The sequence below is a fragment of the Kibdelosporangium philippinense genome (genome assembly GCF_021390435.2).
Lineage (GTDB): Bacteria > Actinomycetota > Actinomycetes > Mycobacteriales > Pseudonocardiaceae > Kibdelosporangium > Kibdelosporangium philippinense.
Map to the genome: position 1 here is coordinate 1028835 of NZ_JAJVCN010000002.1, position 25696 is coordinate 1054530.

Below are 25696 nucleotides of genomic sequence, written 5' to 3' on the forward strand. Positions count from 1 at the left end.
GTGGAAGGAACCAAGATCATCGAGCGGTGGCCGCCTCCATGTCAAAGATCAACCACCCGGAACGTTAAAACACCAGACCGGCGAAAACACTCACGAGGTTTTTAGCTGACCGGCTCGGTGATCTGGGCTCGGGCTTCGGGTGCCTTGGACCGCAACGCGTCCGCGGCCTCGTCATTCGGCTGGGTCTGCGAGTCACGCTCGGCCTGAACGCGCGCGTTGTACAGCTCAACCTCGCGTTTGATCGTCGCGTCGTCCCAGCCAAGGATCTCGGCCATCAGACCGGCCACTTGCTCGGCCGCGTCCACGCCCCGGTGCGCGTACTCGATCGAGATCCTGGTCCGCCGGGCCAGCACGTCCTCCAGGTGCAGCGCGCCTTCGTGACTCGTCGCGTACACCACCTCGACCTGCAGGTAATCCGGCGCCGCGGTCAGCGGCTTGAGCAGCTCCGGCCGGTTCTCCGCCAGCGCGAGCACCTGGTGGACCATCGAGCCATACCGGTTGAGCAGATGCCGCACGCGATACGGGTGCACACCAGCCTTCGCTGCCAACTGGTCCGCTTGGTTCACCAGAGCGTGGTAGCCGTCGGCGCCGAGCAGCGGGACCTTGTCCGTAATGGACGGTTGGATCCGGCCGGGCAGATCGACCGCGGCCGCGTCCACGGCGTCGGCCGCCATCACGCGGTACGTCGTGTACTTGCCGCCTGCGATCGCCACAAAACCCGGGGCGACACGGGCAACGGCGTGTTCCCGCGACAGCTTTGAAGTTTCTTCGCTTTCCCCGGCCAGCAACGGCCGCAGTCCCGCGTAGACACCTTCGATGTCGTCGTGCGTCAACGGCGTCGCCAGGACCGCGTTGACGTGTTGAAGGATGTAGTCGATGTCGGCTTTGGTCGCCGCCGGATGCGCCAGGTCGAGGTTCCAGTCCGTGTCCGTGGTTCCCACGATCCAGTGACTGCCCCACGGGATCACGAACAGCACCGACTTCTCGGTACGCAGGATCATCCCGGCTTCCGACACGATCCGGTCGCGCGGCACCACGATGTGCACGCCTTTGCTCGCCCGCACGCGGAACCGGCCGCGACTGCCGGACAAGCGCTGCAACTCGTCGGTCCACACACCGGTCGCGTTGATCACCGCGTTGGCCTGGATCTCGGTCTCGCGGCCGTCCTCGACGTCACGCACGCGCACGCCGGAAACACGGTCCGCTTCCCTGACCATGCCAATGACCTGCGTGGACGTCCGGACAACCGCGCCATAGTGGGCAGCAGTGCGCGCGACGGTCATGGTGTGGCGCGCGTCGTCGGCCTGCGCGTCGAAGTAACGGATGCCGCCGATGAGCGCGTCCCGCTTCAACGCGGGCACCATACGCAGGGCCCCTGCCCTGGTCAGGTGTTTCTGACCGGGTACGGATCGCGCGCCGCCCATCGTGTCGTACAGGAACAGTCCGGCCGCGGTGTACGGCCGTTCCCACACGCGGTGCGTGAGCGGATAAAGGAACGCGACGGGCTTCACGAGGTGTGGCGCGATTCTGGTCAGCATGAGCTCACGCTCGCGCAGCGCCTCACGAACCAACCCGAACTCGAGCTGCTCCAGGTAACGCAGGCCGCCGTGGAACAGCTTCGACGACCGGCTGGACGTCCCCGATGCCAGGTCGCGCGCCTCCACAAGGGCCACTCGCAGGCCACGGGTCGCGGCGTCGAGCGCTGTGCCCGCGCCGACTACACCGCCGCCGATCACGACAAGATCGAACGTTTCCCCGCCAAGCCTGCGCCAGGAGTTCTCGCGTTCGGCCGGGCCCAAGCGACCTGGGACGGTCACCGGGTCTGCGGTGCGGACTGGCTGGCTTGGCTTCCGGCTGGCCACGTAACGCCTCCTGCCCGTTTCGACTGCGTGCGCGACTCGATTGCGCTGTTCGTCCCTCACGCTACCGCCAACCACCGACAATCGCGCCGTGCGGACACGTGAGAAGGATTGCGCCGACCGGATCATGGACATCATGGTTAGCGCGCACTAACGTCGCTGCTCACCGAGGGGTTTGGCAGCGTTGCCAATGGGGGCTTCGCTCGTCTGCCCAGGTCCGTGTGGCCGAACGTTGGAGGTGGCGATGGGCGCGGGCGAGATATTCGTCTGGGAGATGCTGGGTACCGCCGTACTGATCCTGCTGGGCAACGGGGTGGTGGCAAACCACGTACTGAGAGACACGCTCGGTAGCGGCGCTGGATTCCTTTTCGTGAACATCGGCTGGGCCTTCGCGGTGTTCACTGGCGCGAGCATCGCCGCACCGAGCGGAGCGCACCTCAACCCGGCGGTGACGCTGGGTCTCGCGGTCACCGACAAGGTGGCGTGGGCGGACGTCCCGATCTACATCCTCGCCCAGATGGTCGGCGCGATCATCGGTGCCACGCTGTGCTGGGCGACCTACAAACTGCAGTTCGACAGGCACCCTGAGCCGGAGAACACCCGCGGCATCTTCTGCACGGCACCGACCGTGCGCAATCCACTGTGGAACACGATCACCGAGGTGATCGGTACTTTCGTGCTGGTCGGCTGGATCCTGTTGAGCCCGGCGGTCAAGCTCGGCACTGACGGCGTGCCGCAGTTCGGCAACTCCGCACTGGGATACGCGGGCGTCGCGTTCGTCGTGCTGGTGATCGGTACGTCACTCGGTGGCCCCACGGGCTACGCCATCAACCCAGCGCGTGACCTCGGTCCCCGGATCGCTTACGCCCTGCTGCCGATCCGCGGCAAGGCCAACGCGGACTGGGGATACTCCTGGGTGCCGGTCGTCGGTCCGCTGATCGGCGCGCTGCTCGCAGGTCTGCTGTACCTCGTACTGCCTGTCTAGGAAAGGAAAGCGCACCATGGCCCAGTACGTGGCCGCGATCGACCAGGGAACCACGTCCACCCGGTGCATGATCTTCAGTCATGACGGCAGGGTGGTCTCGGTCGACCAGAAGGAGCACGAGCAGATCTTCCCCAAGGCCGGGTGGGTCGAGCACGATCCGGAAGAGGTCTGGCGCAACACGCGGGAAGTAGCGGCAGGCGCGGTCGCCAAGGCGGACCTGCACGTCTCGGACATCGCCGCGGTCGGCATCACCAACCAGCGCGAAACCGCGGTGGTGTGGGAGAAAGCGACCGGCAAGCCGGTGTACAACGCGATCGTCTGGCAGGACACGCGAACCGACAAGATCGTCAACGAGCTCGGCGCGCTGGGTGGTGGCCAGGAGCGTTACCGGGCCAAGACGGGTCTGCCGCTGGCGACGTACTTCTCCGGTCCGAAGATCCGTTGGATTCTGGACAATGTGGACGGTGCACGCGAGCGTGCCGAGAACGGCGAGCTGCTGTTCGGCAACATGGACACGTGGGTGCTGTGGAACATGACCGGCGGCCCCGAGGGCGGCGTGCATGTGACGGACCCGACCAACGCGTCCCGCACGATGCTGATGGATCTGGACACCCTGCAGTGGGACGCGGAAATCGCCGGTGAGATGGGCATTCCGGTATCCATGCTGCCGGAGATCAGGTCCTCTTCGGAGGTCTACGGCCACGTCCGGGAGAAGGGCGCGCTGGCTGGCGTGCCGATCTCGGGCATCCTCGGCGACCAGCAGGCGGCGACGTTCGGCCAGGCCTGCCTGTCCCCCGGCGAGGCGAAGAACACGTACGGCACAGGGAACTTCGTTCTGCTCAACACCGGAACCGAAAAGGTGATGAGCGAGAACGGCCTGCTGACAACGGTTTGCTACAAGATCGGCTCGAACGACACGGTCTACGCGCTCGAAGGTTCCATCGCCGTAACGGGTTCCTTGGTGCAGTGGATCCGGGACAACCTCGGCATGATCACCACGGCCGCGGAGATCGAGGAGCACGCCCGCCAGGTCGAGGACAACGGCGGCTGCTACTTCGTGCCCGCGTTCTCCGGCCTGTTCGCGCCTTACTGGCGGTCTGACGCCCGTGGCGCGATCGTCGGCCTGACCCGGTTCGTCAACAAAGGACACTTGGCCCGCGCGGTGCTCGAAGCGACCGCTTTCCAGTCCCGCGAGGTCATCGACGCGATGAACGCCGACTCCGGCGTCCCGCTGACCGCGCTGAAGGTCGACGGCGGCATGGTCGCCAACGAGCTGCTGATGCAGTTCCAGGCGGACATCCTGAACGTCCCCGTGATCCGTCCGGTGGTCGCTGAGACGACGGCGCTGGGCGCCGCGTACGCCGCGGGCCTCGCGGTCGGTTTCTGGTCCGGCGAGGACGACATCCGCAACAACTGGGCGCAGGACAAGCAATGGGAGCCCGCACTGGACGAGGCCAAGCGGGAAGCCCTGTACGCGGAGTGGAAGAAGGCCGTCACCAAGACCTTCGACTGGGTGACGGACTGACCTGACCCCTCGTGAGTGGTTAGGCGCGTTCTAACCCGCCTAACCACTCACGAGGGGCTTTTTGCTACCAGGTCCAGGTGTAGCGGAGATTAGACCTGGTTCGGTGCCAGCGAGGCGAAGACGACGATGTTGTCCTTATAGGAGTGCGCGTTCTTGTCGAAAGCTCCGCCACAGGTGATCAGCCGAAGTTCCGGCTTCGTCGTGTTGCCGTAGACCTCGTCGGTCGGGAAGTCGTCCTTGGAAACCTGCTTCACCTGGTCGACCACGAACTTCGCTTTCGTCCCGTCCGTGCGGGTCACGAAGATCTCGTCGCCCTGCGCCAAATCCTTGAGACGGTAGAAGATTCCCTTTTGGTGGTTGCCGTCCACATGGCCGAGGATGACCGCGGGCCCGAGCTCGCCAGGCGTCGGCGCTTGGTCGTACCAGCCCGCTTGCATCGGCTGGCTCACTGGCGGCACTTCGATCGTCTGATCCGGATTCAGGCCGAGCGCGACCAACGACGATTCCGCGCCGATCTTCGGAATCGAGACATGCGTCGGCACGGAAGCTGGCAGCGCGTTAACCGCCTGGTCCTCCTGGTCGCCCTGAGACGAAACGGAACTCGTCGGCGGCGGCGATGCGTCATGCTCCCCCGAACATGCCCCGAGCACCAATGCCAACGCGACGAGCGCGCCACCCAACCACTTCCGCATTTCCCCGACCCCCGTTCCTCTCAGTTGTGTAGACGTGCCGCACGCCGGATGGTTGCCCCGGACTTCGCCCAAAAATTCAGGAGTTTCCCCTGACATTTAAAAGGTGGCTTTACCTCGCGGAGGCAAAGCCACCCCACATTCGCGGTGCCTCAGGCGTGCGAACGACGACGCAAGAAGTAGGCACCCGCGCCACCGGCCGCGAGCAGACCCGCGCCGCCCAGCACGTACATGCCCGCGTCCGACCCGGAATCCTGCTGGGCCGCGGCCTCGCTGCCGTCTCCGGTGTTGGCCGAGCCCTTTGGCTTCACCGCGACCTGGGCCTCCCTCGGCTTGACCGGGGCAGGCTTTGTCGCAGTGGCCGTCGGCTTCGTCTTTTCATCGGTGACGATGGTCAGCTTCGAGGCCACGCGGACCGTGCCGCACTGGTAGGTCACCGGGTAGGTGCCGGGCTTCGCGTCCTTCTTGACCGTGGTCGCGCCGGTGAGCGCCTTGCCGCCCTTGCCGTCGTCCTTGAGGGACACCTCGAATGGCTCGAGCACGGTGGAATCCACCTTGGCAGTGGTGAATTTGGGGTCGTCGCAGGTGCCGATCACGCTGATCTTGTCGCCGGCCTTGGCCGGATTGTGGTCGAAGCCGAGCGAGCCTTTGGCCGTCGTCGCATTCGCCATGGGTGCGGCCAGCGCGAGGCCGGCGATTCCGAGGGCAACGGTGCCGAAAAAGGTCTTCTTGTGCATTTCAGGTTCCCCGAGTCTTTGAAAAGGTGTGTTCTGCTTTCTCACCCACAAAGACGCCCATGACGGTAGATGGTTGAGCCGGGGATCGCCCGAAAATTGCCAGACTTTGCAAGCAACCTTCACCGGAGATAGAAAATGGCGGCTTTGCCCCTATTGATGACTAAACCACCCGCGCTGGTAACGCGTCTGGTATTGCAACGCCTCGGCTGAGCCGCCGAAAATTCACCTCGATCAAGCGAATGTGCACTGGTCGCCCTAAAGCTCAGTCCAAGCCCCGTCGAACGTCACCTCGGCCAAGCTGGCCGGCGGAAAGTGTTGTGGCGCTTGGTCGCCGAGCAGGATCCAGGCCAGCTCGTGCACCGCCGGATTGTGCCCGATCAGCAGCAGGGTGCCGATCTCGTCGCCGGTCTGCCAGATCAGCTCACGCAGCGCGTCGACGCTGGCCTCGTAGATGCCCGGTTCGAAGGTGACCTTGGGCTGACTCGCCAGCTCCGCACTGACCTGCTGCCAGGTCTGCCGCGTGCGCAGCGCCGGCGAGCACAGCACGCGTTCCGGCTTCGCCACAGCGAGCCGCCGTCCGGCCTCGCTGGCCTCCTTGCGGCCGATCGGGGTCAGCGGACGGTCCGCGTCGGCCGTGCCAGGCTCGTTCGCGGCGCTGGCATGCCGCAGTATCAGCAGCGTACGGGCGGTCATGCGGGCCAGTCTGACATTTTTGTCGGTGGTCGGGTGCATGGTGTGAGACATGCGATTCTCAGTGAACATCCCGAACTTCGGCGACTTCGCCGACCCGGAGGCCGTTGCCGTCCTCGCACAAGCGGTCGAGCACGCGGGATGGGACGCGTTGTTCATATGGGACCACGTGGTGCACGAGAAGCGTCTGGTCAGGGACATCGCGGACCCGTGGATCCTGCTCACCGCGGCTGGCCTGGTCACCAGCCGGATCAAGCTCGGCACGATGATCACGCCGGTCGCGCGCCGCCGCCCGCAGAAACTCGCGCGCGAAGTGACCACGTTGGACCACCTCACCGGCGGCCGGATGATCCTGGGCGTGGGTCTCGGCGAGCCCGTTGACGACGAATACGGCGCGTTCGGCGAACCGACGTCCCGGCGCGTGCTCGCCGAGCGCCTCGACGAGGGCCTGACCGTCCTTGACCGCTTGTGGTCAGGGGAACGTACGACATTCGAGGGAAAGCACGTGACAGTACGAGACGTGATGTTCCGGCCGACGCCCGTACAACGGCCACGCGTGCCGATCTGGGTCGGCGGGCGATGGCCGAACCTGCCGCCGATGCGCCGCGCGGCACGGTGGGACGGCGCCATTCCAATGTTGAGCGGCGCATGGCAGGCAGAGCCGCCGCCACTGGACGAAGTTCGCTCGGCAGGCAAGTTCTTACAAGCAGAGCGCGCCGAGGCAGGCTTGGCGGACGAACCGTTCGACTTCGTGGTCGGTGGTTCCAGTCCAGCCGGTGAATGGCCGACGCTTCAAGCGCTCGTTGAAGCGGGCGTGACGTGGTGGGACGAGCGCATGCCGTTCGGCGAGTTACTCGACAACGCCGACGCGATTCGCAGGCGAATCGACCAAGGACCGCCGACGCTCGCGTGATGCCGCGATTTGGTGTGGGGCCCACACCAAATCACCACCCACTATCCACTCAGGACGTTGGAGGCACCAAGGTCGCGTAGACGATGATGTTGTCCTTGTAGCTGTGGGCCGCGTGGTCGAACGTGCCACCGCAGGTGATCAGCCGCAGTTCCGAGCCGTAGGTGTCGCCGTAGACCTTCTCGCTCGGGAACTCCTTCTTCGCGATCTGCTCGACGTGCGTGACCTTGAAGTGCGCGGTCGTCCCGTCCTGTCTGGACACGGAGACCTCGTCACCGACGGCCATCTCCTTGAGGCGGAAGAAGATCCCGGGTTTCTTCTTGCCGTCGACGTGGCCGAGGATGACTGCGGGACCCAGCTCGCCCGGTGTCCTCGCCTTGTCGTACCAGCCTGCTTGCATCGGCTGGTCGACCGGCGGGACCTGGATGGTCTGGTCCGCGTTCAGGCCGAGCGGGATCAGCGACGAACGCGCGCCGATCTTCGGGATGACGATCTCGGTCGGTGTCGAAGCAGGCAACGAAGCGACACCCTTGGCAGGCGTGGCATTGTCCTCCACAATGGACTGTTGCCCCGTCGCCGCCGGTTGTTGCTGTTCGGCCTGACCGCTGCACCCCGCGAGTGCGAGGAGAAGAACGACGCCACCGAGCCATTTCCGCATCCGCGATCAGCCCTGCTTGCGCGTGCGGCGGTAGATCACCGACCCACCGGCGGCGACCGCCACCAGCGCGATCCCGCCGATCGCCAGCGGCCCAGCCGGGCTGGACGACTCTTCCATGCCAGCACCGGTTTCCGGCGCACCAACCGGCCTGAGCACCCTCGGCCGCTCAGTCGGCGCGGTCTCCCGGGCCGTGGGCGGCGTGGTCAGCCGAGTGCTCGTCGGCACAAGAGTGCCTGGGGTCTCGGTCGGCCGAGTCGACGTCGGCGGCGTCGGCGGCTGGGAGGCTGCGGCGTCCGCCATCGCGATGGGCGCACCAAGAATCAAGAAACCTGCGCCGAGCGCCAGACCGGCCACAGTGGAGCGAATACGCATCGGAGACCCTTTCTCAAGTTCAGGCGGGTTCATGCCTTCGCACCAAGCACGCCCAAGTCGATCTCCGGGTTGCCCCGAGTTTCAAAGTTTTTTCCCGCCCAGCCAACACCGGGTCAGCCACACCGTTGGTCACCGCGATCGGCAAACAGCCAGCACAGGTGAGCACCACCGAATTCCCCAGGCAGAAGCCGTGCCACAGCAGAAGAAAGGCAGCGAGGCATCGGACAGCAGCAGGCCCGGCTCTCCCACTGCACCGGAAAGCCAGCGAGGCGATGGCCAAAGGCCTGACCTGCACAGGCATCGGGCATCAGGCATCAGACCAGGCTGTCCCACAGCATTGGAAAGTAGGCGAGGCGATGGCTCTTGCGAAGCTACCCGGGCGAGCGCGAGCCTCACAACGCTCCTGGCTTCGCCGATGCTCCCGACCCGCGCTGTCCGGCCTGAATGATCAAACCGGACAGCATTGGCAAAGGCGACTGGGTGCCTGCCTAGTCGAGGTCGTCGTGGCGCATCAAACGCCTGCCCGCCTCGGTGATCGAACCGGACAGGGAGGGATAAACCGAGAACGTCAAAGCCATGTGCTCGACGGTCAACTGGTTCTGCACGGCGATCGCGATCGGGAGGATGAGCTCGCTGGCCGATGGCGCGACCACCACGCCGCCGATGACCACGCCGGTCGCTGGGCGGCAGAACAGCTTCACGAAGCCGCGGCGCAGACCCTCCATTTTGGCCCGTGCGTTGGTCGCGAGCGGGAGCATGATTGTGCGGGCGGGGACTTCGCCCGAGTCGATCGCGTGCTGGCTGATGCCGACCGTCGCGATCTCCGGGTGGGTGAACACGTTTGCCGCCACGGTCTTCAGCCTGATCGGCGCGACACCTTCGCCCAGCGCGTGCCACATCGCGATGCGGCCCTGCATGCCCGCGACCGATGCCAGCATCAACACGCCGGTGCAGTCACCTGCTGCGTACACACCTGGCACGCCTGTGCGTGACACGCGGTCGACGGAGATGAATCCCCCAGGCCCCGGTTCGATACCGACCTTTTCCAGGCCGATGTCGGAGGTGTTCGGGACTGAGCCGACTGTCATCAGCGCGTGGCTCGCTTCGATCTTGCGGCCATCCTGCAGGTGCACGACGACGCCGTCGGTCACTCGCTCGACCTTCTCCGCACGCGCGTGCTTGTACAGCGTCGTACCGCGTTCGGCGAAGGCGTCTTCGAGCACAGCGGCCGCGTCGGCGTCTTCGTGCGGGAGCACGCGGTCGCGGCTGGAGACGACGCTGACCTTCACGCCCATCTCGGTGTAGGCCGAGGCAAACTCCGCGCCCGTCACGCCGGAACCGACAACGACCAAGTGCTCCGGCAACTCGGTCAAGTCGTACAGCTGGCGCCAATCGAGGATCCGCTCGCCATCTGGCACCGCGCCGGGCAGCACGCGCGGGGTTGCTCCCGTTGAGATCAGTGTCACATCGGCTGCGATCACTTCGGGCTCGCCGTTGTGCGGGGTCACGCCGATCAGGTGGGCCGCCATCCCCGGCTGCTCGTCGACGAACCGCGCGTTGCCTGCGATCAGCCGCACGCCTTCACGCTGGAGGCGCGCACGGATGTCCGCCGACTGTGCGAGCGCCAAACCGCGTACCCGGCCGTGCACGACCGGCACCTCGACTGCCGCGTCCGAGCCGTTGGTACGGATCCCCAGCTCATCGGCGTTGCGGAAGGCTGACCGGGCACCGGCCGACGCGATGAACGTCTTCGACGGGACGCAGTCGTACAGCACACACGCGCCGCCTAGGCCGTCGCGCTCAACAATCGTGACGTCCGCGCCGTGCTGCGCTGCGACCAGCGCCGCCTCGTAGCCACCGACGCCGCCACCCATGATCACGATCCGGGTCAACGGGGTTCCTCCTGTACCGCACGAGCTGGTCGCCCTAAACCGTACGCTTGAACCGTCACCGTCACGCAGCCGGGCATTCCCTGCTCACCCCACCTGGCCCGCGGTTATAACCGCGTTCGGGCAGCGGTAAGGCACTGTTCGCTTGCCAGCGCGGAGACCGTGGGTGTCCATTGAGGCTTCGGAACTCATTTGGGGCGGAGCTCAGAGCCAACCGGGCAACCTCGATGACCAATGGTCCGGCAGCCGGTGGCAAGCAGGCCTCCGCGGCCTGGCCGCTCATGGCTTGACGGCTTGCTTGGTCAATCGCTCGGCTTGGCCGCTTGCTTGTTTGCTCGATGGCTCGGTGGTGGCCTTTTGCTTATCCGAACGCCCGGGGCTTGGCGACTCGGCAACCCCACGGCTTGGCGGCTTGCTTGGTCCATGGCTCGGCCTGGTGGTTTGTTCGGACGCTGGACCCGACGGACCCGACAACCCCACGAACTTGGCCGCTCGGCCGGGTCCACGGCTCGGTCGTGCGGGGACTGCTCGACGGCTTGGCAGTTCCGTGGCTCAACGGCCCGGACTCGGTCGGTTCGGGTTTGGCCGGGCCATGACTTGGGGGCGTAGGGCTCGGCAGCTCAGGCTTTGGCAACCCACGACTTGGTCGCCTGCTTAGTCCATCCATGGCTTGGCCGCGTGGGCCACTCCATGGTTCAGTCGCGTGGGCGCTCCATGGCTTGGCCGGTCTGTTTGGTTCGCCTCCTTTGGGTTTGGTCAGGTTGTCAGCCAGTCTTCTGTTCGGCGGTGACGGCCGAGCTCAACTGCGTCGAACTCGTCGAAGTGGTTGCCTTTCTCCACACCTAGCTGCCTTAGGGCTTGGGAGATGGGGGTGCCTTCTGGTGGTGGGCGTTCTCCTTCTCGCAGGTGTATAGGCCCGAGGATGATTTCTCCTTCGTGCCAGATCTGGGCTGACTGGGTTCCTGCTCCGCCGAAGTACTCCGCTTCTACGTAGGCCAGTGGGGCCGCCTTTGAGCTTCCTGCCAGCATGGGGCCGAGGGTGGCTGGGGCTAGAGCGAATCCTTCTAAGCAGGTCTCCGTGCCGTCGTTGAGCGCGTTCACTACCGCGCCGGTTATTGGGAGCAAGGACACGTGCTGCCCTATGGGCACTATGTGGGCGTGAGGGATCGTGCGGGCTAGGTCTGTGAGCACCGCTTCGTCTGCCAGCACCGCTTCCAGGCAATACACCTCCTCATTCTTGTCCAGTGACGTCTGTCGGCGGGGAGTATCCACGCCTTGTTGATCCGACTCCCCGAGCCGCATCCCTTCGCCGGATGTGTCGGGTCGCTACGCTGTCCGCGTGCCGCTCTATGCCGCGTACGGGTCCAACATGGATCCCAGCCAGATGCTCGAGCGAGCGCCCTACTCGCCGATGGCGGGTACCGGGTGGCTCACGGGCTGGCGCCTGACCTTCGGAGGCGAGGACCTCGGCTGGGAGGGCGCACTCGCGACCATCGTCGAAGACCCCGAATCACAGGTGTTCGCCGTCCTCTACGACGTCAGTCCCCGCGACGAATCCCGGCTGGACCGCTGGGAGGGCGCGCTCGGCCTGTACCGGAAGATCCGGCTGCGGGTCCAGACGTTGGAAGGCTCGGTTGTCGCCTGGCTGTACGTTCTCGATGCCTACGAGGGTGGTCTGCCTTCCGCGCGATACCTGGGCGTGGTCGCCGACGCCGCCGAGGCTGCGGGCGCGCCCGCTGACTACGTCGCTGACCTGCGGATCAGGCCCTGCCAGGGCATAGGCCCCTAGGCGGCAAGGCGGTAGCACGATCTGAGCATCAACAGGGCCTTTCGCTGGCCTCGATGATCGGCACGAGCACGGATACATCTGCCGACACGCTCGGCGAAGGCGCCACGATGATCCGGCGGATATCTCTCCACGGCCTGTTCGAAGCAGGCCAGGGCGACCGAGGACGCCTCCCGGCACAGCACATGGGCGAGCGCGTGGTCGAGTGAGAGCACCCGAAGGCCATGGACGTTCTCCACGTCACGGATGGAGAAGTCGCCGTGATGCACGTCGACGCCTGGCCGGGAACGGACTCTGCGTTGATCCGGAACCAGGACGTGCACGATGCCCCGATCGGCCGCCTTGCAGCCGTACAGGGCCAACGCGGTGTGGTGGGTGAGTACTGCCTCTGGTCCGGCAGTCCGAAGGGCTTCGAAGGCTCGGGTGAGCAAATTTGTCATGCTTCCACGATGTCGGGAAGCATGACTCCACCGCCAGATCGACTGACAGCGCCTGTGGATAACTAGGCCGCTAGTGCCGTCAACGCCGTGTGCACCATCACTCGGACACCCGTCAACAAAGCTCGCTCATCCAGCTGGAATGTTGGCTGGTGGAGGTCCCTCATCACTCCATCCCCAGGCCACACTCCGAGGCGGGCGAAGGAGCCCGGCACGTGCTCCAGGTACCAGCCGAAGTCCTCGCCACCGGAAGACTGCTTGGTCCCCGCGAGAGCATCCCCACCCAGCGCGGACTCGATGCCCGCACGCAGGATGGCCGTGCTTTCGCTGTCGTTGACCACCGGCGGCACACCACGGCGGTGGTGCAGCTCGTAACCAACACCCAGCGGCGCCACCAACGACTGCACGAGCCCTGCGACCAGGGGCTCCAGGTCCTCCCAGACCTCGTGGTCGCCGGTACGCAGGGTGCCGCGCAGCAGGCCTTCCTCAGGCACCGCGTTGGGTGCCTCACCAGCGTGCACGGCGCCCCAAACCAGCACAGTGCCGGAGCGAGGGTCGACACGCCGCGACAGCAGCGCGGGCAGGCCGGTGATGACCGTGCCCAGCGCGTGCACCAGGTCGGCGGTCAGGTGGGGACGGGAAGTGTGGCCGCCAGGTGACGTCAGCCGCAGCTCAAGCAGGTCCGTTGCGGAGGTGATGGCGCCAACGCGGGTACCGACCCGGCCGACCTCGACGCGCGGGTCGCAATGCAGCCCGAAGATCCGCTCGACGCCCTTCAACGCACCGGCTTCGATCATGTCCAAAGCGCCGCCGGGCATGACTTCCTCGGCCGGCTGGAAGACCAATCGGACACGGCCGGGCAACTCGGGCGCTGACGCCAGCGCGAGGCCCGCGGCCAGCAGGATCGTCGTGTGCGCGTCGTGTCCACATGAATGCGCTACGCCGTCCACCCTGGACGCGAACGGCAGTCCAGTTGTCTCCTGCAAAGGCAAAGCGTCGATGTCGGCGCGCAGTGCGACACACCGGTCGCCGGTGCCGATGTCGCAGATCAACCCCGTTCCGGTTGGACCGATGATCGGCTGCAAACCGGCCGACGCCAGCATCGTGGCGAGCAGCTGGGTGGTCTGGAACTCCTGCCTCGACAGCTCGGGATGCGCGTGGATGTGCCGGTACCAGGCGACGATGTCGCCGATACTGCCGGCAAGCCATCCGTCCAACCAGGACGGCCCTCGACCGGCTCCGATGTCATCCACAGTGGGCATACTGACGCCGGAGTCGGTCAGCAGCACGTCAGGATCGCCCTCCTGGGCGTGCGAGTCCAGAACAGTCATGCCGCACCTCCGCGGCAGCACCACGGAACAAACCAATGAACCAGTGGTACCGGGGTCGAGCTTCAGGTTCTTGAGTGAACATCGTGCACGGTCGGCGCAACATAAGTGTCACTCGCCACCATCCTGCACCATCGTGCTTACGCACGAGTGATGTACCAGATGATCAAACCGGCCGCCGGTAGCGCGGCTGCGCCAAACGGTTGACCGGGTTCAGTCCAGGTGAATCGAGATCACCCAGCGTTCTTCTTGGCCCGTTTACGCCTGGCGCGGTGGCCAAGGATCACGATACCGAGCAGCAGTGCGGCGGCGATTCCGATCACCAAACGCTGCCGCTGGCTGGCTTGCTCCTCCTCGGTCGGCTGAGGAGCGATGGACGGCCCGGCTGGCGCGGTGGCGGTCTGCTGGGCGTACGGAGCGAGGTCCGCAGGTGCGGCCGTTGCTGCCCCAACGGGCAGAGAAAACAGCACAACGAGCACACAAGCGGCCACAGCTCGCATCATTGTTTGAGGTTATCGCAAACCGAAGGCTTTCAGGATCCGCTCGGCGGCCATCGTGGGGGTCAACCGCCCATCTCTAACGTCTCGTTCCAGCTCAGGCGCGATGGACCGGACTTCGGCGTGGTCACGCAATCGGGTCATCAGCGTGTCGCGGACCATCGCCCAGGTCCAGTCGACCTGCTGCTGACGGCGTTTGTCGGCGAGCGCACCGGCCTCGTCCAGCGTCTGGTGGTGCCGGTTGACCTCGTTCCACAGCTCGTCGAGCCCGGCGCCGGTCAGTCCGCTGCACGTCAGCACGGGCGGCGTCCACAGCTCGTCACCGCTGCGCAGCAACCGCATGGCGCTGGAGAGCTCACGAGCGGCGCGTCGCGCTTCCTTTTCATGATCACCATCTGCCTTGTTCACCGCGACCACGTCCGCCAGCTCGAGCACGCCCTTCTTGATGCCCTGCAGCTGGTCACCGGTCCGCGCCAAGGTCAGGAACAGGAAGCAGTCGACCATCCCGGCAACGGTGATCTCGGACTGCCCGACGCCGACGGTCTCGACGAGCACGATGTCGTAGCCCGCCGCCTCCATCAGCACGATCGTCTCGCGCGTAGCCCGCGCGACGCCCCCGAGCGTGCCGGACGTCGGCGACGGCCGGATGAACGCGTTCGGGTCGACCGCGAGCCGGGCCATCCGGGTCTTGTCGCCGAGGATGCTGCCGCCGGTCCGGCTGGACGACGGGTCCACCGCGAGCACGGCCACGCGATGCCCGGCAGAAGTCAACTGGGTGCCGAGCATGTCGATGAATGTCGACTTGCCGACTCCGGGCACGCCGGTGATGCCGACCCGGTGCGCGCCACCCGCGTGCGGCAGCAGCTCGACCAGCATTTCCTGGGCCTGCTGGCGGTGGTCGGCCCGGGTGGACTCGACGAGCGTGATCGCCCTCGACAGGACGGCCCGCTCACCGGCCAGCACGCCGCGGACGAAGTCAGTCATGCCCGAGTTGTACCCGCAGCTTGCCGAGCAGATCCACGACGGCGTCCGCGATCACGGTCCCCGGCGGGAAGATCGCCGCGGCACCGGCCTCGTACAGCGGGTCGAAGTCCTGCGGCGGGATCACGCCGCCGACCACGACCATGATGTCCGGCCTGCCCTGTTCGGCCAGCTCCTTGCGCAGCGCGGGCACCAGCGTCAGGTGCCCGGCGGCCAGCGAGGACACGCCGACGACGTGCACGTCGGCCTCGATCGCCTGGCGCGCGACCTCGCCGGGAGTCTGGAACAGCGGGCCGACGTCCACGTCGAAGCCGAGGTCGGCGAAGGCCGTCGCGATCACCTTCTGGCCGCGGTCGTGGCCGTCCTGGCCCATCTTGGCGACCAGGATTCGCGGCCTGCGGCCCTCCGACTCGGCGAAGGCGTCAACGACCCGGCGCGCGGAGTCCACGCCTGCCACTCCTGTTCCGACCTCCTCGCGGTACACCCCGGAAATCGTACGGATCTGGCCGGAGTGCCGTCCCCAGACCTTCTCAAGCGCACCGGAGATCTCGCCGACCGTTGCCTTGGCACGAGCCGCGTCGATCGCCAGCTCAAGCAGGTTCCCGGTGCCAGCGGCGGCGGATTCCAGGCGTCGCAACGCATCCTCGACCGCACCGGAGTCACGTTCGGCACGCAGCCGCTCCAGTTTCGCCAGCTGCTGCGCCCGTACACCGGCATTGTCCACTTTGAGCACATCGATCTGCTCTTCGGCGTCCAGCCGGTACTTGTTCACGCCGATCACCGGCTGACGACCGGAGTCGATCCTGGCCTGCGTGCGGGCCGCGGCTTCCTCGATGCGCAGCTTGGGAATGCCCGCGTCGATCGCCTTGGCCATCCCGCCAGCGGCCTCGACCTCGGAGATGTGCCCCCAGGCCTTACGAGCCAGTTCGTAGGTCAGCCGCTCGACGAACGCGCTGCCGCCCCACGGGTCGATCACCCGAGTAGTGCCGGATTCCTGTTGCAGGACAAGCTGAGTGTTCCGCGCGATCCGGGCGGAGAAGTCCGTCGGCAGCGCCAGCGCTTCGTCCAATGCGTTGGTGTGCAAGGACTGCGTGTGCCCCTGGGTCGCGGCCATCGCCTCGACACACGTGCGGACCACGTTGTTGTAGACGTCCTGCGCGGTCAGCGACCAGCCGGACGTCTGGCTGTGTGTCCGCAGCGACAAGGACTTCTGCGACTGGGGCGAGAACTGGGCGACCAGTTTGGACCACAGCAGCCGGGCCGCACGCAGCTTGGCGACCTCCATGAAGAAGTTCATCCCGATCGCCCAGAAGAACGACAGCCGGGGCGCGAACTTGTCGATCTCGAGGCCGGCTGCCATGCCCGCGCGGATGTACTCGACGCCGTCGGCCAGCGTGTACGCCAGCTCCAGATCGGCCGTCGCGCCCGCTTCCTGCATGTGGTAGCCGGAAATGGAGATCGAGTTGTACTTCGGCATGTGCTGCGAGGTGTACGCGAAGATGTCGGAGATGATCCGCATCGAGTTCGCCGGCGGGTAGATGTAGGTGTTGCGGACCATGAACTCTTTGAGGATGTCGTTCTGGATGGTCCCGGCCAGCTGCTCCGGCGCCACACCCTGCTCTTCCGCGGCGACGACGTAAAGCGCCAGCACCGGCAGCACGGCGCCGTTCATGGTCATCGACACGCTCATCTGGTCGAGCGGGATGCCCTCGAACAACTGGCGCATGTCGTAGATCGAGTCGATGGCGACACCGGCCATGCCGACGTCCCCGGTCACGCGCGGGTGATCGGAGTCGTAGCCGCGGTGCGTCGCCAGGTCGAACGCGACCGAAAGGCCCTTTTGACCTGCGGCGAGGTTGCGCCGGTAGAAAGCGTTGGATTCCTCGGCTGTGGAGAATCCGGCGTACTGGCGGATGGTCCACGGCTGGGTCACGTACATCGCCGGATACGGCCCGCGCAGGAACGGCGCGATGCCCGGATAGGTGTCCAGGAAGTCGAGTCCGTCGAGGTCATCGGCGGTGTAGACGGGCTTGATCCCGATGCCTTCCGGGGTCTCCCAGACCAGCGCGTCGACTCCCTTGCCGGTGGACTGCGCCAGCGCGGCCTGCCACTCGGCGATACCGCCCGGCGACGGTTCGCCCAGCGAGACGTGTGTGAAATCGGGGATCGTCATGCTCCCACTCCCAACGTCTTCAGGGTATCCCGCAGCACGGCCAGCACGTCACAGCCGACGTGCACGTATCCGTCGACGTCCGCGTAGTCGCCCTTGCCCGCGAGCAGGATTTTGACCGCTCCGGCGGCACGCAACGCCTGCACGACATCGGGTACGCGTTGCTCGTAAAGCTTGTCGGAGCCGCAAATGCACGCGATCCGCGCGCCGCTCGCGGTGAATGCCCTGGCAACCTCGTCCGCAGTGGCCGTCGCACCCGCGTTCGGCGTCTCGATTCCGCCTGCCTGGAACAGGTTTGCCGCGAACGTCGCCCGTACGGTGTGCGCGGCGATCGGGCCGAGCGTGGCGAGGAAGACCTTCGGGCGTTCCGGCTGCGCGTCGGCGAGGTCACGCAGTTCTTCGTACGCCTCGGCCAGCCGGACCTGCGGCAACCCACCCGATGGGACGGCTGGTGCGGGCTCGCGGACCGGAAGTTTCTTGTTCAGATTGGGGAATTCGCTCACGCCGGTGAGCGGATCCTTGCGGCGCGCCAGGTTCTTCGACCGCTTCGCCCACGTCTCGCCGAGCTTTTCCTCGACCAGACCCGAATCCAAAGCGGCCACGAGCCCGCCCGCGGCCTCAATGGACTGGAAGAACGCCCATCCGGCGCCGGCCAGGTCGTCGGTCAGCCGTTCGACGTAGTACGAGCCGCCTGCCGGGTCGATCACTCCGGCCACTTTGGACTCTTCGAGCAGCACCGCGTGGGTGTTGCGGGCGATCCGCCGCGCGAAGTCGTCCGGCAGGCCGATCGCGTGGTCGAACGGCAGCACAGTCACGGCGTCCGCGCCGCCAACACCGGCGCTGAAGCACGCCAGGGTGGTCCGGAGCATGTTCACCCAGGGATCATGGCGAGTCATCATCACCGGCGAGGTGACCGCGTGCTGGCGCTGCGGCACGGTCGGCGCGCCGGAAACCTCCAGCACACGGGCCCACAAGCGCCGCGCCGCCCGGAACTTCGCGATCGTGCTGAACTGGTCAGCGGTGGCCGAATACCGGAACTCCAGCTGGTTGGCGGCCTGTTCGACGGTCAGGCCAGCGTCAGTCAACGCACGCAGATAAGCCACGCCGGTCGCGATGGACAGCCCGAGTTCCTGCGCGTCCGAGCCGCCTGCCTGGTGATACGGCAGCGCGTCGGCCACAAGGGTGCGGAGCGCTGGGTACTCGTCGGACATCCGTACGGCCAATTGGATCGCGCCATCGAAGTCCTGTGTGGAGCCAGTCCGCGCGCGCAGGCCGAGCGGGTCCGCGCCGAGGTTGCCGCCGACCTCGCTGGCCGGGATCGCCTTGTCCGAATGCACGCTGAGCAGGGCATCCGCCGCCGCCAGGAAGTCGGCGCCCGGGTCGAGCACGACCGGCGCCAGGTCGACGTAGACCTCGTCGAGCACATCTTCAAGGGCCGCGATCGGCAGGCCTGCCGAGCCGACGGCCAGCCAAAGCGAGGTCACGCCGTGTTCGAGGTCGACGAGGATCGCCTTCTTCGCGGCCGCTGGATCAGTGAAGACGTGCCGTTGCCGGACGTCCCAGCCGGTCGCGATCGCGCCCTCGGGCTTGCTGCCGCGAACAAACGGCGGCAATCCCGGCATGCCTGCCGCTTCTGGGGCGTCATCACGGGTATACAGCGGTTGGACGAGGATGTCGTCGTAGGTCTTCGTCGCGATCTTCCCGGCAGCGTCGCCGTCGAAGTCGGCGGGAACTCGTCCCGACTTGCGCAGCACGCCCGCGATCAGGTCCACCCACTGCGCACGCTGGGGCGTTGGGAACTGCGCGGCGAGGACGAACTCCGGCTCGTGCGCCTGACTCATACCTTGGGATGCTAGTGAAGCGTTCCGAGGCGAAACTGTGACTCGGACCATCTCAGGGGCGTAGACAGGGGTAACGGCAGAATGGGGGACATGGTGTCCGAGGCCGAGGTGGAGCAGGCAACGCGTGTGATCGCGGGCCGCTATCGCCTGGTCAGCGTGATCGGACACGGCTCGATGGGCACGGTGTGGCGTGCCTACGATGAATTCCTGCACCGGCCGGTCGCGGTCAAGGAGATCCGGCTACCGCCGGGTATGCCCCAGGGGCAGGCCGATGAAGTGCGTGAACGGACGTTACGAGAGGCGCGCGCGATCGGCGTGTTGTCGCATCCGAACGTCGTCACGCTGCACGACATCGCGCACGAGAACGGCGACCCATACGTCGTGATGGAGCTCGTGCCGGGCAGCAGCCTGGCGCACTTACTGCGCTCGCAAGGCCCGTTGGACACAACGCAGGCCGCGGCGGTCGCGGACGCCGTCGCCGCCGCGCTGCAGGCGGCTCACCAGGCGGGGATCACGCACCGTGACGTGAAACCGGCGAACGTCCTGATCGCCACGGACGGCCGCATCAAGCTCGCCGACTTCGGCATCGCGCACAACATCTCCGAGAACACCCTCACCAAGACCGGCATCACGCTCGGTTCGCCCGCGTACATCGCCCCCGAGGTGGCGTCCGGTAGCGAGGTGACCAACAACGCGGACCTGTGGAGCCTCGGCGCGACACTGTTCGCGACCATCGAGGGGCACGCGCCGTACGACCCCGAGGGCGACGTGATCGCCACGTTGCTCGAGGTCGTCAACGGAGATGTGCCGAAGCCCAGCAACACCGGTCCGATGGCCAAGGTCGTCAGCAGCCTGATGATCAAGGAGCCGACCGACCGGATGACGCTGGCCGAGGTGCGCAGGCGGATGTACGGCCTGCTGCCGGAGCCCGGCACGTCGCCGTTCACGCTGGAGGACATCACTGAGGCCGAGAGCTTCATCCCCGCGCCCAAGCAGCCGGAACCCGAACCGGTCGTCGAGCCGGAAGTCGATTCCACTGGGCCTTCGCTTGCGGACGATCCCGGTCCGCTGCCGTTCGCACCCTCACAACCGATGCTGGAGTTGGATGCCGAGCCGACGGCACGGATCCGGCGGGGCGTCCCGCGTTCGCTGATCTACGCCGCCGCTGTCCTGCTGTTCTTGGCGGCCGCGGGCGGCGGGTTCGCCGCGACCCGGTATGCGGGCGGAAAGTCTTTGCTGCCAACCCAACCGACCGTCATCCAGCAACCCGTCGTGCAGCCGCCCGAGGCAACACCGCCGGGTGAATTCGCGGTCCGCAATGGTGACGCGGCGACGTTGAAGGGCACCAAGGGCGGCGGGTTCTCCATCAAGGTCCCGCCCGGCTGGGACACGTTCGTCGAGGAACGGCAGCCGAAGAACCTGCCGGTCAGCACGCGCGTGCACTACGTCTCACCGGACGGCAAGTACGAGCTGACCATTGAGCGGTTCCCGGACTTCTATCCCAGCCGCAAGATCAACCAGTTCAAGGACTCCGTGCAGAGCACGTGGCCGAGGGACGCCTTCGTGGCGAGCGACCCGCTGATTCTGCAGTACACCAACAGCTTCGAGTCCGGTCAGTACTGGAAGTACAACACGGTCGACGCCGGGGTGTTGCGGCGCACGACCTACAGCAACCTGATGCCGATGAACGACGCGGATCTCTGGGTGGTCAGCCTGACGGTGCCGACCGTGGAGGAAGACACCGGCAAGGGCGCGCTGTTCGACAAGATCGCGCCGTCATTCACCCTCACGCCCTAGCACCTTGTATTCGTCCGGCACGCCAAGGGCATGAGCCGTGGCGTGCTGGTGCGCGAGCCTGCGCAGGGCGCCGAAAATGGCGTCGCCGAGCACGGTTCCGATGACCACGCCTTCGATGGTGTCTTCGAGGCCACGGCCCCTGGTGACCGCGTTCACGTCGTACTCGGCGATCTTCTCCGCCGCGGGCGCGTAGCGCTCCAGCATCGCGGTGAGGTCTTCGCGGCCGAGTTCGTAGAGCGACGCCACCGCGGCGATCAAGGTCGTCGCGGGTGGACTCTCGATGTTGGAGCGCCAGCCGCGGTCGAGCACGAGCTTTGCCACGCGTTCGCGGGCCGTCTCCCAGTACTCACTGCCCGTGCCGCCGCTTGGCGGCTCGATGCTGTGCTGGACCGTGCCGAGGATCTCGAAGGGGATCTCGGGTGAGTCGACCGCGTCGAGCACGTCCCTGACCTTGGCGATCGGCAGGCCGCCGACCTCGGCCAACGCCCTGATCATGCGCAGCCTGCGGATGTGTGTCTCGTCGTAGATGGCCTGGTTGGGGCTGGTCCGCTCGCCGGGCTGGAGCAGGCCCTCACGCAGGTAGTACTTGATCGTCGGCACCGGCACACCGGTCCGGCGGCTCAGCTCGGCCATCCGCATCCGTGACTCCAAGGGGCTTGCTTAGAACGCCTTCAGGATGGATAGTGTACTTATCGATAACAGATAGTTTCACTATCCACATCAGCCGAGGGGGCTGCAGATGTCGGTAAGACAAGAAATCCGCACGTGGAATCGACCTTTACTCGTGCTCGCCGGACTGGCGCTGGTGCAGTTGGTGCTGTCAGTCGGTGGGCTGCTGTTCGACGACCGAGTCCTGATCGGCGACCCGATCTGGCTCAAACCCTTCAAGTTCGCCGTGTCGATCGCGGTGTACGCCGCCACCCTTGCCTGGATGGTTTCCCTGCTGCACAAGGGAAAACGCGTCGCGTGGTGGATGGCGATGATCACAACCGTGGCAATGGTGATCGAGATGATCGCACTGGTCCTGCAGACCGTCCGTGGCGTGCCGAGCCACTTCAACGCCGCACCGGGGTTCGACTCGATGGTCTTCTCGATCATGGGCAACGCGATCGTGGTGCTGTGGGTTGCCAACCTCGTGGTCGCGATTCTGTTGATGCGCCAACGAGTCCTCGACGCGCCGATGGCCTGGGCGATCCGGCTCGGCGTCGTGCTCGCGTTGATCGGTATGGCGGTCGCGTTCTTCATGACCCCGCCCACCCCTGAGCAAATGGCATTGCTGCGCCAGGACATCGACCCGGCGATGATCGGCGGCCACTCGGTCGGTGTCGTTGACGGCGGACCGGGCATGCCGATCACCGGCTGGAGCACGGTCGGCGGCGACCTGCGAATCCCGCACTTCTTCGGAATCCACGCCATGCAGACACTTCCGTTGCTGGCTTTGTTCCTGCGCAGGCGGTTCGAGTCCGTGGAGATCCGCACGCGGCTTGTGCTGATCGGCGGAATCTTCTACGCGGGCGTGCTGGGTCTCGTGCTGTGGCAGGCCTTGCGCGGGCAGTCGCTGATCGCCCCGGACAGCCTGACGTTGGGTGTGCTCGGCGTTTTGGTTGTCGGCAGCGCGGGCGCGTGGGCGACCGCGGTCCGCTCGAAGGTCTCGAAAAGCAAGGCCTTGGTCTGATGTCGTTCCTGTTCCAGCTCAGCTTCTACCTGGCCGCGCCGTTCTGGGCGTTGATGATCGTCGCGCCAGGGTGGTCGTGGACCCGCCGGATCGTCGGCTCGCCGCTGATCGTCGCGCCGATCGCGCTGCTCTACCTGGTGATCGCGATCCCACGGCTCGGCGACCTGCTGCCGCTGGTGACCGGGCCGACGTTGACCGGACTGCAGGACGCGATGGCCGACGGCGCCGCCGCGACGCTGGTGTGGGCGCACATCATCGCGTTCGACCTGTTCGTCGGCCGCTGGATGTACCTCGAGGCGCGCGGGCGGATCCATCCGCTCGTGATGGCGCCGGCACTCGTGGTGACGATCCTGTTCGCGCCCATCGGGTTCCTGGTGTTCGCCGCCGTGCGTAAGTCGACAAAGGAACGGTTGCCGGTTGACGTAGGCTCCGGCGAGTGACCGGTACTCAGCAAGACCCACAGATCCTGGCGAAGTCGGCGGCCACCGCGTTGGCCGAGCGGACCGGCTGCGCGACGCACGACATCGCCGTGGTGCTCGGCTCGGGCTGGCGGCCAGCGGCCGACGAGATCGGCACCGGGGTCGAGGTGCCAGTGGGCGATCTGCCCGGTTTCCTCCCCCCGGTGGTCTCCGGGCACGGCGCGACCGTCCGGTCGGTCGAGGTCGGCGACAAGCGCGTCCTGCTGATGCTCGGCCGGACCCACCGCTACGAAGGCCACCCGGTCCAGCAGGTCGTGCACGGCGTACGCACCGCGGCCGCGGCCGGTTGCCAGACGATCGTGCTGACCAACGCGGCCGGCGGGATCCGTGAGGGCTACTGGGTCGGGCAACCGGTCCTGATCAGCGACCACCTGAACCTGACGGCCACGTCACCGTTGGTCGGCGCGGAGTTCGTCGACCTGACGGACCTGTACTCGTCGCGCCTGCGTGACGTGGCCCGTGGGATCGACGCGTCGCTGCAGGAAGGCGTGTACGCGGGGCTGCCGGGGCCGCACTTCGAGACCCCGGCGGAGATCCGGATGCTCCGGACGATCGGCGCTGACCTTGTCGGTATGTCGACCGTGCTTGAGGCAATCGCCGGGCGCGCGGCCGGGATGGAGGTGTTCGGCCTGTCGATGGTGACCAACCTGGCGGCCGGGCTGACCGGCGAGCCGCTGAACCACCTCGAAGTGCTCGAAGCCGGCCGGAAGGCCGCGACCAGCATGGGCAAGCTGTTGCGCGAGTTGGTGGTCCGGGCGTGAGCCTGTCGTCGACGCTGCGCGACAAGACCTTCCGCTGGATCGCCGACGACGTCGATCCGGCGGACCGTAACGAGCTCCAACAAGTGCTTGCTCGGGCAATGGGCGGGGTTCCGGAAGCCTTGACTGAGCTGGAAGACCGCATGGCCGGCCCGTTGACCTTCGGCACGGCCGGGCTGCGTGGCCCGGTTCGCGCGGGTCTCAACGGGATGAACCGGTCTGTGGTCGTCCGTACGACTTATGGTGTCGCGTCTTGGCTTGTCCACAAGGGACATGCTGGTGGTCTTGTTGTGGTTGGACGGGACGCGCGCCACGGCTCGGCGGCTTTCTTCCGTGACGTGGTCGCGGTTTTGACGGCTGCCGGGTTTCAGGTGTGCCAGTTGGACGGTCCACTGCCGACTCCCATTACCGCTTTCGCCGTCCGACATCTCGGTGCTGTCGCGGGGATCCAGATCACTGCGTCGCACAACCCGCCCGCGGACAACGGGTACAAACTGTACGACGCGAATGGTACGCAGATCGTGCCGCCAGATGACCGGCTCATCGAGGCCGCGATTCGTGATGCGCCACCGGCGGTTTCCGTTCCGCGGACCGAGATTCCTCTCTCGACGCGGCAGGATGTCGTCGACGCTTACCTCGCCCGGGTTGCTTCTTTGCCGCGTGGGGCTTCGCGTGACTTGAAGGTCGTGCTGACGCCGATGCATGGGGTTGGCGGACAGCCTGCCCTAGAAGCCTTGCGGTTGGCGGGTTTCACGGATGTTTCACTGGTTTCGGCTCAGGCTGACCCTGATCCGGCTTTCCCGACTGTGGCTTTTCCCAATCCCGAGGAACCTGGGGCTTCGGATCTTTTGCTCGCGGCCGCCGCTTCCCTTGACGCTGACCTAGCGATTGCTTTGGACCCGGATGCCGACCGGTGCGCGTTGGGCGTGCGTGACAACGGCTCGTGGCGGATGCTGCGCGGCGACGAAACCGGCGTACTGCTTGGGGACTACATCCTGTCCACTTTGGGCACACCGGATGCTTTGGTTGCGACGACCATCGTGTCTTCGTCTTTGCTTGGCTCGGTCGCTGCTGGTTACGGCGCCAGGTATACCGTGACCTTGACCGGCTTCAAGTGGCTTGTGCGTGCTGGCGACGGTTTGGTGTTCGCTTACGAAGAGGCCCTTGGCAACAGCGTCGATCCTTCTTACGTGCGTGACAAGGATGGGATCTCTGCGGCTGTGGTCGCTTGCGACCTCGCTGCGTCTTTGCAGGCTTCCGGTCGCGGCTTGCTCGACGTGCTCGCCGACTTGGCCGTCAAGCATGGCGTCCACCTGACCGACCAGGTTTCGTTGCGTGTCACCGAGTTGCCGTTGATCGGCCGCCTGATGACTGAGCTGCGTTCCACTCCTCCCTCGGCCCTCGCCGGGATAGCCGTTTCCGTTGAGGACCTTCTTCCCGAGGCAGACGTGCTCAGGTTCACCGGACCGGGACTCCGGGTCGTGGTTCGCCCTTCGGGCACGGAACCGAAGCTCAAGGCATACCTGGAGGTTGTCGAACCTGTTTCCGGCGACCTCGCCGACGCGCGCGCTGCCGCTCAGGCCCGGTTGGCAGAGGTGCGCGCGGCTGTTTCGGAACTGTTGGGAGCCTGAGG

24 protein-coding genes are annotated in these 25696 nt (G+C 66.2%); 9 read left to right on the forward strand and 15 right to left on the reverse strand.

Features of this window, described 5'->3' with window-relative positions; genetic code table 11:
- Positions 1 to 101 precede the first annotated feature (101 nt).
- On the reverse strand, positions 102 to 1862 hold the full coding sequence (gene glpD, locus LWC34_RS23895) for a glycerol-3-phosphate dehydrogenase (RefSeq protein ID WP_372496575.1): 1761 nt from the start codon (positions 1860 to 1862) through the stop codon (positions 102 to 104).
- A gap of 241 nt (positions 1863 to 2103) precedes the next feature.
- On the opposite strand from glpD, the gene LWC34_RS23900 reads away from it, so the two are divergent.
- Positions 2104 to 2844 carry an MIP/aquaporin family protein gene (locus tag LWC34_RS23900; RefSeq protein WP_233727375.1) on the forward strand — a complete coding sequence of 247 codons (741 nt, stop codon included), beginning with the start codon at positions 2104 to 2106 and terminating at the stop codon, positions 2842 to 2844.
- Positions 2845 to 2860: 16 nt separating this feature from the next.
- Complete coding sequence (gene glpK, locus LWC34_RS23905) at positions 2861 to 4369, forward strand: glycerol kinase GlpK (RefSeq protein ID WP_233727376.1); 1509 nt, start codon at positions 2861 to 2863, stop codon at positions 4367 to 4369.
- Between the two features lie 89 nt (positions 4370 to 4458).
- Here the strand turns inward: glpK and LWC34_RS23910 are convergent, their stop codons facing one another.
- The 3 genes from LWC34_RS23910 to LWC34_RS23920 all read right to left on the reverse strand — a co-directional run bounded on the left by LWC34_RS23910 (position 4459) and on the right by LWC34_RS23920 (position 6488).
- Positions 4459 to 5061 (reverse strand): class F sortase, encoded by a 603-nt coding sequence (locus LWC34_RS23910; RefSeq protein ID WP_233727377.1) that lies wholly within the window; start codon positions 5059 to 5061, stop codon positions 4459 to 4461.
- 149 nt (positions 5062 to 5210) lie between these two features.
- Positions 5211 to 5795 (reverse strand): GVDTG sorting domain-containing protein, encoded by a 585-nt coding sequence (locus tag LWC34_RS23915; protein ID WP_233727378.1) that lies wholly within the window; start codon positions 5793 to 5795, stop codon positions 5211 to 5213.
- Positions 5796 to 6050: 255 nt separating this feature from the next.
- Positions 6051 to 6488 (reverse strand): SixA phosphatase family protein, encoded by a 438-nt coding sequence (locus LWC34_RS23920; protein WP_233727379.1) that lies wholly within the window; start codon positions 6486 to 6488, stop codon positions 6051 to 6053.
- Between the two features lie 49 nt (positions 6489 to 6537).
- On the opposite strand from LWC34_RS23920, the gene LWC34_RS23925 reads away from it, so the two are divergent.
- Positions 6538 to 7398 carry an LLM class flavin-dependent oxidoreductase gene (locus tag LWC34_RS23925; RefSeq protein WP_233727380.1) on the forward strand — a complete coding sequence of 287 codons (861 nt, stop codon included), beginning with the start codon at positions 6538 to 6540 and terminating at the stop codon, positions 7396 to 7398.
- A gap of 49 nt (positions 7399 to 7447) precedes the next feature.
- On the opposite strand, the gene LWC34_RS23930 is transcribed toward LWC34_RS23925, so the two are convergent.
- From LWC34_RS23930 to LWC34_RS23945, 4 genes are all read right to left on the reverse strand, one after another.
- Positions 7448 to 8053 carry a class F sortase gene (locus LWC34_RS23930; protein WP_233727381.1) on the reverse strand — a complete coding sequence of 202 codons (606 nt, stop codon included), beginning with the start codon at positions 8051 to 8053 and terminating at the stop codon, positions 7448 to 7450.
- A 6-nt stretch (positions 8054 to 8059) separates the two neighbouring features.
- On the reverse strand, positions 8060 to 8425 hold the full coding sequence (locus LWC34_RS23935; RefSeq protein WP_233727382.1) for a GVDTG sorting domain-containing protein: 366 nt from the start codon (positions 8423 to 8425) through the stop codon (positions 8060 to 8062).
- A 488-nt stretch (positions 8426 to 8913) separates the two neighbouring features.
- Positions 8914 to 10317 carry an NAD(P)H-quinone dehydrogenase gene (locus tag LWC34_RS23940; RefSeq protein ID WP_233727383.1) on the reverse strand — a complete coding sequence of 468 codons (1404 nt, stop codon included), beginning with the start codon at positions 10315 to 10317 and terminating at the stop codon, positions 8914 to 8916.
- 753 nt (positions 10318 to 11070) lie between these two features.
- On the reverse strand, positions 11071 to 11586 hold the full coding sequence (locus LWC34_RS23945) for a hypothetical protein (protein ID WP_233727384.1): 516 nt from the start codon (positions 11584 to 11586) through the stop codon (positions 11071 to 11073).
- 67 nt (positions 11587 to 11653) lie between these two features.
- Here LWC34_RS23945 and LWC34_RS23950 point away from each other — a divergent pair, with 67 nt between their 5' ends.
- Positions 11654 to 12103 carry a gamma-glutamylcyclotransferase family protein gene (locus LWC34_RS23950; protein ID WP_233727385.1) on the forward strand — a complete coding sequence of 150 codons (450 nt, stop codon included), beginning with the start codon at positions 11654 to 11656 and terminating at the stop codon, positions 12101 to 12103.
- On the opposite strand, the gene LWC34_RS23955 is transcribed toward LWC34_RS23950, so the two are convergent.
- From LWC34_RS23955 to LWC34_RS23980, 6 genes are all read right to left on the reverse strand, one after another.
- The gene (locus LWC34_RS23955) at positions 12100 to 12540 is read right to left on the reverse strand and encodes a hypothetical protein (protein ID WP_233727386.1); all 441 of its coding nucleotides are present in this window, start codon (positions 12538 to 12540) and stop codon (positions 12100 to 12102) included. The genes LWC34_RS23950 and LWC34_RS23955 overlap by 4 nt on opposite strands.
- Positions 12541 to 12602: 62 nt before the next feature.
- The gene (locus tag LWC34_RS23960) at positions 12603 to 13868 is read right to left on the reverse strand and encodes a M20 family metallopeptidase (RefSeq protein WP_233727387.1); all 1266 of its coding nucleotides are present in this window, start codon (positions 13866 to 13868) and stop codon (positions 12603 to 12605) included.
- Positions 13869 to 14098: 230 nt separating this feature from the next.
- The gene (locus LWC34_RS23965; RefSeq protein ID WP_233727388.1) at positions 14099 to 14368 is read right to left on the reverse strand and encodes a hypothetical protein; all 270 of its coding nucleotides are present in this window, start codon (positions 14366 to 14368) and stop codon (positions 14099 to 14101) included.
- Positions 14369 to 14377: 9 nt separating this feature from the next.
- The gene (gene meaB / locus LWC34_RS23970) at positions 14378 to 15346 is read right to left on the reverse strand and encodes a methylmalonyl Co-A mutase-associated GTPase MeaB (RefSeq protein WP_233727389.1); all 969 of its coding nucleotides are present in this window, start codon (positions 15344 to 15346) and stop codon (positions 14378 to 14380) included.
- Positions 15339 to 17516 carry a methylmalonyl-CoA mutase gene (scpA, locus tag LWC34_RS23975; RefSeq protein WP_233727390.1) on the reverse strand — a complete coding sequence of 726 codons (2178 nt, stop codon included), beginning with the start codon at positions 17514 to 17516 and terminating at the stop codon, positions 15339 to 15341. Before scpA ends, meaB begins: the two co-directional genes overlap by 8 nt.
- Positions 17513 to 19354, reverse strand: coding sequence for a methylmalonyl-CoA mutase family protein (locus LWC34_RS23980; RefSeq protein ID WP_233727391.1), 1842 nt, complete (start codon positions 19352 to 19354; stop codon positions 17513 to 17515). Before LWC34_RS23980 ends, scpA begins: the two co-directional genes overlap by 4 nt.
- Before the next feature lie 90 nt (positions 19355 to 19444).
- Between LWC34_RS23980 and LWC34_RS23985 the strand changes: the two genes are divergently transcribed.
- The gene (locus tag LWC34_RS23985) at positions 19445 to 21151 is read left to right on the forward strand and encodes a serine/threonine-protein kinase (protein WP_233727392.1); all 1707 of its coding nucleotides are present in this window, start codon (positions 19445 to 19447) and stop codon (positions 21149 to 21151) included.
- Here LWC34_RS23985 and LWC34_RS23990 read toward each other — a convergent pair.
- Positions 21131 to 21790, reverse strand: coding sequence for a MerR family transcriptional regulator (locus LWC34_RS23990; RefSeq protein WP_233727393.1), 660 nt, complete (start codon positions 21788 to 21790; stop codon positions 21131 to 21133). The genes LWC34_RS23985 and LWC34_RS23990 overlap by 21 nt on opposite strands.
- A gap of 100 nt (positions 21791 to 21890) precedes the next feature.
- Between LWC34_RS23990 and LWC34_RS23995 the strand changes: the two genes are divergently transcribed.
- Genes LWC34_RS23995 through LWC34_RS24010 form a run of 4 tightly spaced genes read left to right on the forward strand, consistent with a single transcriptional unit; the run spans position 21891 to position 25694 of the window.
- Positions 21891 to 22826: a hypothetical protein gene (locus tag LWC34_RS23995; RefSeq protein WP_233727394.1), complete on the forward strand. Its 936-nt coding sequence runs from the start codon at positions 21891 to 21893 to the stop codon at positions 22824 to 22826.
- Complete coding sequence (locus tag LWC34_RS24000; RefSeq protein ID WP_233727395.1) at positions 22826 to 23266, forward strand: ABA4-like family protein; 441 nt, start codon at positions 22826 to 22828, stop codon at positions 23264 to 23266. The genes LWC34_RS23995 and LWC34_RS24000 overlap by 1 nt, the downstream gene beginning before the upstream one ends.
- On the forward strand, positions 23263 to 24066 hold the full coding sequence (locus tag LWC34_RS24005; protein ID WP_233727396.1) for a purine-nucleoside phosphorylase: 804 nt from the start codon (positions 23263 to 23265) through the stop codon (positions 24064 to 24066). The genes LWC34_RS24000 and LWC34_RS24005 overlap by 4 nt, the downstream gene beginning before the upstream one ends.
- Complete coding sequence (locus tag LWC34_RS24010; protein ID WP_233727397.1) at positions 24063 to 25694, forward strand: phospho-sugar mutase; 1632 nt, start codon at positions 24063 to 24065, stop codon at positions 25692 to 25694. The genes LWC34_RS24005 and LWC34_RS24010 overlap by 4 nt, the downstream gene beginning before the upstream one ends.
- Positions 25695 to 25696 lie beyond the last annotated feature (2 nt).